At 31.7% G+C, this 15,558-nt stretch carries 6 protein-coding genes and 1 pseudogene; 5 read left to right on the forward strand and 2 right to left on the reverse strand.

Annotation, left to right across the window (positions count from 1 at the left end; genetic code table 11):
- Both ACODSB_RS23515 and ACODSB_RS23520 read right to left on the reverse strand, forming a co-directional pair.
- Nucleotides 1-2,961, reverse strand: coding sequence for a DUF6443 domain-containing protein (locus tag ACODSB_RS23515; RefSeq protein ID WP_488938821.1), 2,961 nt, complete (start codon nt 2,959-2,961; stop codon nt 1-3).
- A 31-nt stretch (nt 2,962-2,992) separates the two neighbouring features.
- Nucleotides 2,993-8,674: a DUF5977 domain-containing protein gene (locus tag ACODSB_RS23520; RefSeq protein WP_488938822.1), complete on the reverse strand. Its 5,682-nt coding sequence runs from the start codon at nt 8,672-8,674 to the stop codon at nt 2,993-2,995.
- Nucleotides 8,675-9,295: 621 nt separating this feature from the next.
- Between ACODSB_RS23520 and ACODSB_RS23525 the strand changes: the two genes are divergently transcribed.
- The 5 genes and pseudogenes from ACODSB_RS23525 (at nt 9,296) to ACODSB_RS23545 (ending at nt 14,834) form a co-directional block, all read left to right on the forward strand.
- Nucleotides 9,296-11,026, forward strand: coding sequence for a helix-turn-helix domain-containing protein (locus tag ACODSB_RS23525; protein ID WP_488938823.1), 1,731 nt, complete (start codon nt 9,296-9,298; stop codon nt 11,024-11,026).
- 127 nt (nt 11,027-11,153) lie between these two features.
- Nucleotides 11,154-11,309, forward strand: coding sequence for a hypothetical protein (locus ACODSB_RS23530; protein WP_488938824.1), 156 nt, complete (start codon nt 11,154-11,156; stop codon nt 11,307-11,309).
- 53 nt (nt 11,310-11,362) lie between these two features.
- Nucleotides 11,363-11,515 (forward strand): hypothetical protein, encoded by a 153-nt coding sequence (locus tag ACODSB_RS23535; RefSeq protein WP_488938825.1) that lies wholly within the window; start codon nt 11,363-11,365, stop codon nt 11,513-11,515.
- Between the two features lie 278 nt (nt 11,516-11,793).
- Complete coding sequence (locus ACODSB_RS23540; RefSeq protein ID WP_488938826.1) at nt 11,794-13,995, forward strand: lantibiotic dehydratase family protein; 2,202 nt, start codon at nt 11,794-11,796, stop codon at nt 13,993-13,995.
- Nucleotides 13,996-14,834: pseudogene (locus ACODSB_RS23545) on the forward strand (thiopeptide-type bacteriocin biosynthesis protein). It begins immediately after the preceding gene.
- Nucleotides 14,835-15,558 lie beyond the last annotated feature (724 nt).

A 15,558-nucleotide genomic window follows, 5' to 3' on the forward strand; every position in this document is an offset into this window, starting at 1 on the left:
CTAATTATAAAAATGTAGCTTAACTTTTTCTCCAGTTTTTGTTTGCATATCCATTCCATTATTGTACGTATAAACTGCTCCACCGCTAGAGGTATAACTTTGTCCATTTGTCGGTTTTTTAACATTCTTCTCACATTCTGGACATAAGCCACTTGGGTCACTAAACACAACTGGATTATTAAATGAAAACAAGTATGGAGACATATCCACAAATACTTCCGCTAACGGGTCAATGTTAATAAACCTACCTAAAGCATTATCATATTGTCGCCAATCCATTGCCGTCATCCCAAGTCCCAGCTCGTCTTGGAGTTCCTGACCGTTGTACTTATACTTGTTTTCAACACCAGTCTTAACAGTATTATACCCTTCCTGTTTTAATCCAAAAGGATAGAAATTACTTTCTTCCTTGATAGCAAGCGTTTTATCATAACTTAAACGAACGTTGCCTAAATGATCTTTGTACTGGTATACATATTTATAAGAACCTGATATTGGTTCAACATAACCCTCAGCAGTTGGGAAAAACTTTAATGCAGCATTATCATACTGATAACCTCCTAGATAATCTGTTGTTACAGCAGCTTTGCTTGTTTCATTTACAACTTTCTGTACTTTCTGTCCTGTTGCATTGTAAAGATATACAATGTTCCCAGTTGTGGCAAAAGTTATTTTAGCCGGCAGGTTTAGATGATTATAGATAATCGAAGTAATGTTTTTGTTGCTATCTTTAATCATATTACCATTAGCATCATAGCTGTAATCATCTACTGTATTGGCCGCACTGTCTACAAAACCATCTGCTTTATAAGTTGTTGCGTTATCAACCACTTTTGTAAGTTGGTTCGAGATATTGCCAGTACCGTAACTATACACTAAATTGTCAATCTGCTGAACAGCTGAAACATTACCATTACGAAGCAACGACATGATATTTCCGTTTTTGTCGTAGGTTAAAGTTTCGTCATAAAAATTATTTACAGTACCATTTTGCTTAAAGATTCCTGTCTTTAAACGACTCAGGTTGTCATATACATATCCGTAACCTCTTAATACAGTTTCAGAATTGTTACTTGTCCAATAGGTTTCTGAAATGTTCCCATTATATAAAGCACTTACTCCAGCCGTAGATGTTGTATTATAATTAATTTTAAAAGCAAAAAGGTCTTTAGGATCTCCTGATTTAGTCAGGGCAGTAACATCATTAATTCCTGTAAGCCATCCGCGAACGTTATATGCAAAATTTATATTTTGCGTTGGTGCTGCTGTCGTATTACCTACTTTTTTAGAAATAAGCTGTCCTAACTCATCATAAGAATTACTGACAATTAATTCAACAGCGCCACCATTTATTTGGTTTGTCTGTGTAAGCAAACGATCCTGAGCTGAATAGGTAAAAACATCTTTGGTTATAAGCTCTGCATCTGTACTTACTCTTTTATGTCTTGTTATACTGTACTCAGTCTTACCAGAAAAATCAAGTTTACTGTCAATGTATGTATATCCGCCTAAATGGTTTTGAGTATAAGTACGAATAGGTCTTGCTCTATCATCATATAAAGTGTATGAAAACTCGTTTTTATATAGCGTACTGGTTTCTAAAATACGTGTCCAGGAGCCAGTTGCCAATCCTTTGGGTTTTACAGTTGTATTGTAATAAACCGGCTGTGTCTCCACAGAAGCTGGAATTGTTGGCGCATTAGGATAATTATAATCATCATAATAATTTACCGTTAACACATGATATCCAGATGTTGGCCAGGCATTATTATTATAACGAAAAGCCACGCCATTTATAGTAGTGTTCGTTGCCGTAGCAATTTTGGTTTCGCTAAAGTTCGCCGTTAATAGATTCTGAGCATCCTGTAATGTTTTTCTATCTAAGTTTGTAACACTTCCTTGTAACCATGCTGTAATTACCGGGCGATTTAATACATCATATTTAGTTACAACCCATCCTACTGATGTAATATCTGAAAAAGGAGAGTTAGCAGGCCCAGAAGCCACTACTCTATCTAATTTGTCGTATACAATAAACTCCCATTGTTTACCCGGCAGTTTTTTCTCTACAAGTCTATTACGTACATCATATTTGTATTGGTAACATAAATTATTTAAAATATCAACAGTAATAGTTCCCTCCGCTTTTGGTGGCAATACATAGATTAAATTCCCGTATGTATCATATACATAATAGGTGTCATGTTTAACTCCGCTATCATAGGTTCTTTTTAGAACTACTTTTCCGTCCTTGTTTTTAAATTCTACTGTTGATCCTGCACTCTCTGCTGGATTTGCTGCAGAGTTCTCATCATAGTTAACATTTTTTTGCAATTCATTTGCTCCATAATAACCAGTGTCTACAAAAGCAATAGTATACAATCCTAAAGCAGCATCCCAGTTTGTTGTGGCTCTATACAGCTTTACTTCGTTTGCTGCATTAGCCTGGTAATCAGATTTAATTTCATGACCATTGTTCATTGCCCAGGAAGCTCCCGGAGCTGCTTGTTTTAATACTCTATTTAATGGAGACGGTTCAAAACTTTTCTCTGAAAACGGATTAGTTGTATTGTCATATTTTGCAGTATTATAAAGTCCACTAAGTGAGGCCAAAGAAGAGGTAATTCCAATTCTGGAATAATTCAACGTACTATTTGAAAGCCAGTAAGGTAGATATTCTCTAATTTGTCTTCCATAGTTATCGTACTCAATAGGAGTTATGATATCTGAGCCATTTCCTCCCTGATTTATTGCTGTTGTCTGGATTGGTCTGCCTAATCCATCAAAATAGGTAACATTTTGAGTCACTTCATCTTTTGTTAATGTGCCGTAATTGGCCGACTGAACCGCTTTTTTTGGTGCCGAGGTATAAACAAAGTTATCATCGCTAAAGGTCTGAGCATGTAGAGCACCAGAACCTGCAAACAATAACAAAACTATAATTATTATATATTTTTTCATCTCTTTTGAATGTTTTAAAAAACTGATTTTGCTATTCTTCAAGTTCACCAGGGTTTAAACAGCGTCCTGTTTCATTTGCGTAAGCAGGTCCATAAGTATTAGCTTCTATCCAGGCTTTATTATCAGCATCTGCCTGTGATATTGTTGATTGATAAGTTCCGGCATAAACGTAGTAATACACATAGGGATTTGTGGTTCCTGCTGGACAATCTGTTTTGTAAAACTTTGGATTTATCATCACATTATAGAATACACATACTCCATTTGAGTTGGCATATGCCTGACCATTATTATTAACCGCTGTCTGAGCTAACGCATCTGCCGCTGCCTGAGAAGTAGTTGAACTATAAGTTCCTGCATTAACGGTGTAAGTTACAGTCGATCCAGTTCCTCCTGCTGCACAATTGTTTCTAGTAAACTGACCGCTTTTTCCTGTGTTATAATAAGTACAGGTTCCGTTTGAATTTGCGTATGCTTGTCCTTGACTATTAAACAGAGCCTGAGCTTGATTATCTGCATCTGCCTGAGAAACTGTTGAATAAATCACACCATCATTAAAATAGTATGAAACCGTAGATCCTGTGCTTCCTGCAGGGCAGTTATTTTTTACAAATGAGCCACTGATTGCTTTACTTCTAAAATTACAGACACCAGTAGTATTAACCTGATACTGACCATCTTGATTAAACTTAATATTTCCTCTGTAATCAGCATCTGCCTGAGAATAGGTTGATGTTACAGCACCTGCAGCCTGACTAAAACTTATTGTAGAACCGGCACCTCCGGCCACACAGTCATTTTTGGTAAAATAACCGCTTTGAGCTGGACTATAAAAAGTACATATTCCGTTTGCATTGGCATTTGACTGACCATCAGCATTAAACTTAGCTAATCCTTTTGCATCAGCGTCGGCCTGAGAAGAATTTGAATAAGATGCTCCATAAGCCTGACTATAACCCACGCTTGAACCATTTCCTCCTGCTGCACAATTGTTTTTTGTAAATGAACCGCTTAAAGCCGCACTATAAAAAGTACAGATTCCGTTTATATTGGCATTCGTCTGACCATCAGCATTGAATTTTGATAATCCTTTTGCATCGGCATCGGCCTGAGAAATAGTTGAAGTAGAAGCTCCAACTGCCTGATTGTAATTCACACTAGATCCGGCTCCGCCAGAAGCACAATTATTTTTGGTAAAAGAACCGCTTAAGGCTGCACTATAAAAAGTACAAATTCCGTTTATGTTTGCATTTGCCTGACCATCTGCATTAAATTTAGTCAATCCTTTTGAATCAGCATCTGCCTGAGAAATAGTTGAAGTAGAAGCTCCAGCTGCCTGACTGTAGCTCACATTTGAGCCAGTTCCTCCAGAAGCACAATTATTTTTGGTAAATGAACCATTTCGAGCTACACTATAAAAAGTACAAATTCCGTTTGCATTGGCATTTGCCTGGCCGTCTGTATTAAATTTAGTTAATCCTTTTGAATCAGCATCGGCCTGAGAAATAGTTGAAGTAGAAACTCCAGCGGCCTGACTGTAAGAAACACTTGATCCAGTTCCTCCAGAAGCACAGTTATTTTTTGTAAATGAACCGCTTCGAGCTATACTATAAAAAGTACAAATTCCATTTGTATTCGCATTTGCCTGGCCATCTGTATTAAATTTAGTTAGTCCTTTTGAATCAGCATCAGCCTGAGAAATAGTTGAAGTTGAAGCTCCAGCTGCCTGACTATATGAAACACTAGATCCTGTTCCGCCTGAAGCACAATTATTTTTGGTAAATGAACCGCTTAAGGCTGCACTATAAAAAGTACAAATTCCGTTTGCATTGGCATTTGCCTGACCATCTGTATTAAATTTAGTTAGTCCTTTTGAATCAGCATCTGCCTGTGAGATAGTTGAAGTAGAAGCTCCAGCAACTTGACTATAGCTCACACTTGAACCCGTTCCTCCAGAAGAACAATTGTTTTTGGTAAATGAACCACTTCTAGCCACACTATAAAAAGTACAAATTCCGTTTGTATTGGCATTTGCCTGACCATCTGTATTAAATTTAGTTAACCCTTTTGAATCAGCATCTGCCTGAGAAATAGTTGACGTAGAAACTCCGGCAACCTGACTATAAGAAACACTAGACCCTGTTCCGCCAGAAGCACAGTTATTTTTTGTAAATGAACCGCTTCTTGCTACACTATAAAAAGTACAAATTCCGTTTGTATTCGCATTTGCCTGACCATCTGCATTAAATTTAGCGGCTCCTTGTGCATCGGCATCGACCTGAGAAATAGTCGATGTATAGGCTCCAACTGCCTGACTGTATGAAACACTAGATCCAGTTCCTCCGGAAGCGCAATTGTTTTTTGTAAATGAACCACTCTGAGCAGGGCTCTTATAGTAAATAACAGTACTAGATGTATTATCACTGCAGTTTACTTGTTGTCCTTTATAATTGTAACAATATTTTTGAAGTACATTTAAGTCTTTATCTTTTACAAATTTCAACCTTCCAAATGAGTCATATTCATAATAAGAAGACATTCCTTTTGTATCTGTCATACTCGTAACCCCCACAAAAGGATTGTAAGTATAAGTAGAAACATAAGCATCAGGAAAAGAACTTCTTAATGTGTTAAGTGCATTACGCAGCAATTGTTCTGTGCAGCTGCCCGACATACAATTGTCAACATCGGCATTTGAAAGTGTCTGAAGGTTTGTTATAGTTGCTGCTGGAATTGATGAGTAAAGAACATTTTCAATTTTAGCAATTGGCTGTGTTTTATTATAACCCCAGATAATTGAAACCGGAATCCCTCCGTCTAAAGTATATTGCAAAATATTTCCTTTGTCATCGTATTGATCGTAAGTAATTTTTTTCTCAAGACTTCCAATATTCGCGATAGATGGTAAAGTATTTGGAAATTTAGCCGAATAAACCTCTTTTGGCAATAATAAATTGCTTGTCGCCGTACTTTTATCGAATAAAGTTAATTGCTCAGATAATTTATCGGTTCCTTTAAAAATCTGTGTATCTAATGGAACCTGAATCATGTTTTTTGCAATCATGTCAGATACAAATGCTTTACCGGACATTTCTGGATCCTGAGCATAGAACGTTTTTGTGCTTTGTGTTTCTCCTTCAGAATTTATCATTTCAACAGAAGAAAGCTGAGCATGAGTTGGATTATTATAATTAAAATTTGTTATTGTAGTTACCGGATTAGCTCCGTTTTTATCATAAGTTGATTCTGTAGATTTATTTAAATATTTCCAAACAGAATATAATTTAAAATAAGACATCTCAAATAAAGATCTGTAAGGCGGTATAGGCATTCCCCATGATCCTTGTACATTACAGACAAGATCTCCTGACAGTTTATTAATAACCAATCCTAAAGCATGTTTTTCGTTTGGAAAAGAAGCATCTGAAAAAAAACTGTTGCGATTAAAACCATAATAGTATTCATTACTCACTTTTTTTACAGGCAGATATGAGCCATTATTATACTTATAAATATTTTGCTCTAATAAATCTCCTCGTTCAAAATCATGGCTGGTTACAGGTGCACTTCTAAGTATGTTATAGCTTTTATCATCATCAGCAAGACTGTATTTAAAATGCGTATAACCATTCAGCATATTTTGATCGTTATAAACTTTAACATCAGAATACATAATATGATATCCTTGTAGTCCAGATAACGGTAAATAATTTTTAGAACTTCTAGAGCGATAAGTCATAATTCCAGGATCCAGAAAAGTAGTATTAGCTACATTAACACATATAGGATTAGATTTGGTTTCTAAGTATGAATATCTAGGAGGCGAAACAATACTTCCAGATGATTTTAACGGGTTTGTAATACTTTTATATTCATAAAATTGTCTTGAACTTGGTGTAGTTAAGTTTATATTATCATAATTAGATATACTTTTTATACGCAGTCCGCCTACATCAATATTTTTTAATTCTTCTGTATCCTGCCCCTCTTTCTCAACCCATAGAATAGTTGCTCCACCACCGTTATAAATACCATCAACGTGTAAAAAATATTGACCCGGCAGTAAGTTTTGCATTTTGTAAACTAAATGATTAGGTGTTGTGCTTTCTGGAACTACTTTATATACAATATTATTAGACTGATTATTAGCATCTGTAATATAAATATTTACAAAATTATTCATCGTTTGTTCCCCAGTACTAATATCCTTTATGATAATAGCACTATTTGCTTGATACCCTGGCGAAATTGTAAATGGTTCAGTTAGATATTGCGCTTCATTTGGCAATCCTATCTCTTCTCCTCCTATAATGTGTGCCTGAACCGATTTTTCAACTCTTTGAGCATACGTTTTAAAAGTTCCATAATAATCATTAAGTTCATAATCAAAAGTTGTATATCCAGAAGTTGGATAGGTTATCTTATTTAGAACTCCCAATTTTGTCGTTGCTAATTCAGGGTCTCTGGTAACTCCATCAAAAAAATCAAACTCATAGTCTTTACTATATTTCCCTCCAGATGATTTAAAATAGCCCCAATGGTCATAATAAAGTTCAAATCTTCCGGGTAAACGAGCACTTTCATCATATTGAAATTGATAAGCTGGTTCAGAATTCTTTTTAAAAGAAATTAATTTTAATCTAACATCAGAACCAAAAGATGCATTTGCTGCACATGGAGTATAATTTGGCACATTAAAATAACCATGCTCCAATACATAAGAATCATTTCTTTGTCCGCTGGTTATTTTTATTTCTTTTAAAGCAAAACCTCCACTCAAAACTTCATTATTAGGACCTGTTGATGCAGGCAGATCGAGTCTTGCACAATTGTTATATATAAATTGAATATTTTCACCAGAATTGGTTGTAATAGATATTAATCTTTTTCCTCTAAGAATAACTTTGTTTTTAGTTTCTGTTTCAACAAAAAGTGGTAATCCTCCGGGAATTAAGTCTAGAGGTAAACCACTTGATTTATAGGTTGACTCTCTGGAAGCAAAAACAGAAGGTTCATCATAAGAATATTTTTCACTCTCGTAATTAAAGTTTATTACTTCGTTATTTAAAGTCTCAATTTTTACAATATGAAAAGTAAAGCTTTTAGTATCAACATCCGTCATATGATAAGCAGGTGACTCAATACTGATAGATGTGGTAGTTGTTTCTGATATTCTTTCAAAAGTATATTTTGTACCTTTTTCATCCGTAATTATAAAGGAACCATAACCATTTCTCTCAATTTTTATAGGAGAATATGGCACTGGATTAGCCACACCATCTTTAGAATAAAAGAATTTACCATTTAAATTTCCGCAGTTGTAATAAAAGATATCCGGCTGAGTATCTACATCTGGAGAAGTTAGCAGTAAAGCTGTATAATAATCTGGATTTGTAGGGGCATTTTGCTCCGCTAATCCTACAAGAACCGGATCAAGTTCTCTATTTTGAGGTATTGAACCTGAGGATCCCGGAAAAGTGATTCCGGCTTCATTATCATCAAGATCATTTACCTGGTTGTATATCATTCCGCCGCTGTTTAATGTCCATCCAAGACCTACATTGCTTGCTATTTCCTCGATTCTGATACCAGATGAATGATAACTTAAAGAAATAGGAAATTCAAAATCTTTCAATTTAATGGTATAAACCGGAAGTGAAATATTGGGAATACCTGTTGTATTTGAAACTGGTATATCAGTAAACTTAAACAAAGAAAACACCTCTGGTGTAGGTGGACTTAATTTAGGAGTCTGAAAAGTTGTTTGCGATTTCAATATGCCGCAACAAAAGAAAAATGCAATTGTTAGCAGTATTAGTATTTTTTTTCTCATTACTATTTTAATTAACTGATTAAATAACTTTTACAGATTCAGTCTTTTCTCGATAAAACATTTTCCAAAAAACACATTGGAAATACATATTGAGTGGTAAAAGAAAAAACAAGGGATCGGATTTTTTCATACATATTTGGAATAAAAATTGGTTAAATTAATTGTAAACGTTTTGGAAATTGTCCTTTATGGACTATGTTTAGAAAGAAATCAGAGAATCTGATACTTTTTAGATCTTATAAAAAATTAAAGCATTCTTATGGTAATATGCATTACTGTAAAAATTGCTTTACTTTATTGCAGCCAAAACTAAATAACCATTAAATTGTCTACAAATACTATATGTCTGAATTCCTGAATTCCTTATTGAAATTCAGGAATTTCACATTTTAAAAAACAAAACAAACCACTAATAATCAAATGATTAAATACAAATAAAAATTCCAGTTTTGTTAGCATGAATTAATACAGAAATTCTATTTTTGTACGAAACCCTTAATCATGATTTTGTTTAAATTTTCAAAAACCTTCATATTATTATTTTTCCCAATTTTTCTTTTGGCTCAGGAATCAAAAAAAGAACTTATGAAATTGTCTTTTGATGAATTACATAATCTTTATTTTGATAATGACAAAAACACTGCAAAACAGATATTATATAAGGATGCCTATATAGCTAAGGCTTATAAAGAAAATAATAGAGTTAGAAAAGCCCGAGGCTATTACTTAACTGCACTACTCTACTATGGTTCTGATATGAATAAAGCAATTCAATATCTGGATAGTGTTATAAAATACTCGACAGGTACAAATGACAGGTCTTTTCCTGTCGCTGCATATTGCGAAAAGGCTGACTTTCTTAAAAGACAATTTAAGTTTGAAGAAGCTATGATTAATTATAAGCTCGCTGAAAAAATAGCACTTCAAACAAACATAAATTATTATTATGTAGTAAGGGATTTTATTGCAGGTACTAAATCCGAAGATCTTGGAGAGTATAATGAAGCGCTCAATATATACAAAGAATGTTTTCGTTTTTACAGAACCAAAAATTACAGATCAAAAAAATATGCAAAAAACTATCAATACATTATTTTTGGAATAGCGAACTGTTATAAGTCATTAAAAAATATTGACTCGACTACCTACTATAATAAATTAGGATTACAGGAAACAAAAATGACAAACAATATGACTTTACATTATTATTTTGTTTTGAATGAAGGGGCAAATCAAATTTTAAGAAAAAATTATAAAGCTGCTCTGGACAGTATTTATAAAGCTTTTCCTAAAATAAATGAATATAAGTATACTGGAAGTAGTCTGTCTTCATATTTTTATTTAGGAAAAGCTTATGAGGGCTTAGGGCAAAATGAAAATGCTGTAAAAAATTACCTAAAAGTAGATTCCGTTTATTCTAAAACAAAGGACATAACCAAAGAATTTATGGATGGTTATCCTTATTTGATTAGTTATTATAAAAATATTGGAGATAAGGAAAATCAGCTTAAATATATTTCAAAATACATGGCTATAGATAGTGTCTTACAGAAGAAATATAGAAATTTAAATACTTTTTTAAGAAACGAATACGACATTCCGCGTTTAATGTCGGAAAAAGAAAATCTTATTGAGTCCTTAAAAGAAGATAAAGCAAAATCGTTTTGGGGAAATGGCATATTGTTTTTAGGAATAATTACAGTTTCGGCATTTGGTTTTTATCAATTTCAACATAAAAAAAAGTATCGTTACCGATTTGAAAAAATAATACAGGAAACTGCAGACAAAGATTTTCAGGAAAAAGAAAATGACAATCTAAAGAATAGTAAAACTGTCGCTATTAAAACTGATGATATAGGAATTAATGAAGAATTAATCGAACAAATTTTAAAGAAACTAAATTCTTTTGAGAAAGAAAAAGGCTTTTTGAAACCTAATATTACTATACAATCGTTATCAATAGTTTTTGAAACCAATACTAAATATTTATCTAAAATAGTTAACAGCTACCGAAATAAATCTTTTGTACAATACATAAATGATTTACGAATAGATCATGCGTTAGAAAATTTAAAAAAGGATTCTAAACTGAGAAAATATACAATTCAGGCACTCGCTTTAGAATTTGGTTTTAATAGCGCTGAGTCTTTTTCTTCGGCTTTTTATAAAAAGTCAGGAATAAAACCAGCTTATTTCATTAAACAAATGGAAGAATCTCTAAAAGTTAAATAACTAACAACCAAAACTATAATTATTTTTCAATATCGAAATTCGGGAATTTCGATAAATAAAAATTATAATTATACCCCTTTTTTTTATCAACATTTTATATTTGTCACATCCCTAGAAATTTAAAAACATGAAAAAAATTAAGCCTAAAAAAGAAATCAAAAAATTTGATCTCGACAAAATGGAATTCGCAAAATTGAAAAACTTGCATTTAATTAAAGGAGGAGACAGTGATGAGCCTGACCCTAAGAATCAATCAACTAAAAATTGTGAAGAAGATCATTAATTTGTCATTTTTTTAATTATACTTTTATTTACTACACCTTATAAATTAAAAACATGAAAAAAAATAAAGTTAAAAAAGAAATCAAAAAATTTGATCTCCACAAAATGGAGTTTGCAAAATTGAAAAATCTCCATTTAATTAAAGGGGGAAGCGAACCAGACCCCACAAATCATTCGACTGGAGATTGTAATGAAAAAGATCAATAAGAATAATAGCTTTTTTACTGAATGTTCTTATTGCCTAAAATTAGGCAATAAGAAAAAATTAACCATTTAAGGATAATAATACTTTCAGTATTAGGATAAATCTTTTTTATTCGTAATATATTTCTCAAATCGAAATGAATTATTTTTGGCATACTTGTGCTTCTATTTTTTTATAGCTAGCAATAAAAAAATTCACTTTTCAGAGCTATCAAAATCCGGAAAAATCCTAAATATTTAAATGCTATGAAACTAGCCTCTAAAGTCGGCAAAAAATAAAAATGCTTAAACCATACAAAATTATACCTTTTTCATCGTTTGTACTAAGAACGCCATTATACCCATTGTCTTTTTATTTAGATTTTGTAGAAAGCTATTCTTTAGAAAAAGCAATAGAGATATACCAAACTCCTTTGGTTAAAGAAGCTTTAAATTTAGCTTCTCCGGAATTAGCAACAGAATTAAATAAATGGTCAAAAAAAGATCCATCAATTTCTAAAGAGAAATCTGAAAAACTTGAAATCACACTTTTAAAATATTTAGCCAGAATGTCCTCTAGATGTACTCCCTTTGGTTTGTTTGCAGGCTGTTCTGTGGGGGCAATAGCTGGAGAAACAAAAATTACTCTAGAGGAATCTGATAAATTTAAGCGCAATACTCAATTCGACATGCGTTTTTGGATTACTTTATTACAAGCAATTGGAAACAAAAAAGAAGTTATCTCACAATTAAAATATTATCCTAATACCAGTATTTATAAAATAGGAGATTTTTATAGATATGTAGAATATAAATATATTAATGAAAGAACAGAACATACAATAGCAGCTTTTAGAAAATCTAAAGTTTTAAAAATAATGCTTTCACGTGCAAAATCAGGAATGAATATTGAAGAAATGATTTCAATTTTAGCCGATGATGAAAGTGAAAAAGAAGAAGCTTTTGTATTTGTTTTAAATCTTATTAAAAATCAATTTTTAATATCTGAATTGGATGCTGTCGTTACTGGAAGCAATGAATGGAAAAGAGTTACAGATATTCTGAAAAAAATTCCAAATCTTAATGAAACAAATAGTTTTTTAGAAACTATACAAAAACAATTATCTGATTTGGATTTAACTCTTACTCCATCTCAGGAAACATATAAAAATATCAAAAACAAAATTGAGAAAACTGAAGTTTTTTATGATGAAAAGTACCTTTTCCAGACTGATCTAAATATTAAAGCCTCTGAGAGTTTTTTAAATGAAACCGTATCTAAAAAAGTAATTGAGGCACTTCATTTCTTAAATGGAATTCAGACTAAAACGCCTTCAAAAAATCTGGAAGAATTTAAAAAAGAATTCATTAAAAGATATGAATATAAATCAATGCCTTTAACAACCGTCTTAGACTCAGAAATTGGCATTGGATATCTTCAAAACCTAGATATAAATGACAGTAATCAAATATTAGATTATTTTTCATTTAAACCTAAAAAGCAAAAAATAAAAACTCAGTCATGGACTTCTTATGACTTTATTCTACAAAAAAAGCTGCAGGACTGCATTTTAAATAAACAAAACACAATTACTTTATCTGAAAACGATTTTACCGATTTTAATTCAGATTTAAAAAACATTCCAGCAACATTTTCTGTAATGATTGAAGTATTTGAAAGAGACAAAATATCAATCAAATCATCGGGAAATGTAAGTGCTGCTAAATTATTAGGCCGCTTTTGTAATGGAAATTTAGAAATTCATGAATTAACAAAAGAAATCATTAACAAAGAAGAAAACTTATATTCAGATAAAATAACCGCAGAAATTGTTCACATACCAGAATCAAGAACTGGAAATATACTGAGAAGACCCGTTTTAAGAAAACATGAAATTCCATATTTATCAAATCCGGGTGTATCACAAACAGACATTATTTCTTTAAGTGATTTATCAATTTCTATTAATAGTAATAAAATAGTTTTATACTCAGAAAAACACAAAAAAGAAGTTCTGCCTTGCTTATCCAATGCTCATAATTTTTCCAGAAATTCACTTCCGGTCTATCATTTTTTATGTGATTTACAAGGGCAGAAAACTACGATAATTAATTCTTTCAGCTGGGGAAATTTAAATAAACAGTATGACTTTTTTCCGAGAGTAATGTATAAAGAAATTATACTATCAAAAGCTAAATGGATAATTAAAAAAGAAGAAATAATCATTCTCTCTAAAATTGATAAAGATTTGCTGCCAGAGGAATTTCTAAAATGGAGATTGAAACGAAACTTTCCCAGATATGTAAACTGGGTTAATTCTGATAATACACTTTTATTAGATTTTGAAGTTCCAATAAGTTTAGAGTTATTTTTGAAATCGGTTAAAAATCGCGAAGAAATTATTTTAGAAGAGTTTTTATTTAGAGAGAATTCAGCAGTCAAAAATAAAGGTGGTCAATATTTCTGTAATGAATTTGTGCTATCATTTTATAAAGAACAATAAATGCAAAGAGATTTTTTTTTAGGCAGCGATTGGTTGTATTATAAAATTTATACCGGGCCAAAAACGTCAGATATAATTTTGATTGAGAAACTAGAGCCGATAATTTCGAAATTAAAAAAGAAAAATATCATTCAGAAATGGTTTTTTATTCGCTACAATGATGATGATTCGCATATTAGAATTAGATTTTTAATAAAAAAGCCAAATGATTTATCAAAAACTATTCAGACTCTTTATCCTACATTAAATAAACTTCTTAAAGAAAATTTGATTTGGAAAATACAAACAGGTACATATCAAAGAGAACTTGAACGATATGGGAATTCAACCATAACTGAATCTGAATCTTTTTTTGGAAAGACAGCGAAATGATTTTAGAATACCTTTCAATTAAAGCCTCATTTCCTAATTCTCAAACTCAACTATTATTTAGTTTTTACGCAATTGACTCTTTTTTAAATTCTTTTGAATTATCAAATTTAGATAAACTTAATTTGATGAATGGCTTACAGCTTTCTTTCAAAAAAGAATTTGAAATCGATAAAACTTTAAAAAAGGAACTTGATAAACATTATAGAGAATTGTCAACAGCAATAAATCAATGCTTTTATTATCCTGAAAATCTTATTTTTTTAGAAATCATAAAAACTAAAGAAAAACAAATTACAGAAGCAGTTTTATCCATAAAAAAGAATATTCAGATTTCATTAATTTCCTTTTTAGAAAGTCATATACACATGATGATCAACAGGCAATATACCTCAAAACAGAGAACATATGAGCTTATAATTTATGATCACTTATACAGATATTACAAAACGCTTAATTACAAACAATAACAAATTCAGGATAAAACAAATCGAATCTAAAACAGAAGAAAATAGAAAACCTTTTGAAACCAGCTAAATAAAAGCTGATTTGGAAACAAAAATTTTGGTGAATTAATGTGGTAATAAAAAACTGCAAGTCTGAAGATTGTAGATTTTATAAGGCGATAGAAATTTAAATGATCAAATTCCTAAAATTAAACTGAACGCAAAGCGATTAGCACTTACATATATTCTAAATTCTCCAATTCTAAAAAATCATAACACTATTTAAATGGATGTATGAAGTAAATCCAGCTGAAGATAGAGTCAGGTGTATTTACAGTTGTTTCGTTATTTTCCTACGCTGATTGGTTTTTCATTACTTCAAAGCGTAAATAATAAAGAATAGGCATCAAAATATCGCTGTAAGATTCTGGCATATAAGAGATTTTGCGTCTGATCCAATCTATACTGTTCCTTAATAAGCAAAAAACAAGATTTAAGGCATTATCTATCGAAAAGTACGCACTAATACATTTTCTAGGTAAAAGAAATGAATATCGAGCGATATTTAGATATTCAGAAAATAAAATTATTCAGCAGTTACAACCCTGTAAATTTTAGATTCCTATCTTGAAATTTAATTCCCAAAAAGTATTGTAAAACAAAAAACCCTATCCGATATGGATAGGGTTTTTCAAAGAAAGGCGACGACATACTCTCCCACAATACTGCAGTACCATCTGCGCAGGCG

It is taken from the genome of Flavobacterium sp. FG68, assembly GCF_057808895.1.

Coding starts and splice junctions, on each gene's coding strand:
- ACODSB_RS23540 (WP_488938826.1), top strand. CDS start 11,794: ATGCTTAAACCATACAAAATTATACCTTTTTCATCGTTTGTACTAAGA.
- ACODSB_RS23530 (WP_488938824.1), top strand. CDS start 11,154: ATGAAAAAAATTAAGCCTAAAAAAGAAATCAAAAAATTTGATCTCGAC.
- ACODSB_RS23535 (WP_488938825.1), top strand. CDS start 11,363: ATGAAAAAAAATAAAGTTAAAAAAGAAATCAAAAAATTTGATCTCCAC.
- ACODSB_RS23525 (WP_488938823.1), top strand. CDS start 9,296: ATGATTTTGTTTAAATTTTCAAAAACCTTCATATTATTATTTTTCCCA.
- ACODSB_RS23515 (WP_488938821.1), bottom strand. CDS start 2,961: ATGAAAAAATATATAATAATTATAGTTTTGTTATTGTTTGCAGGTTCT.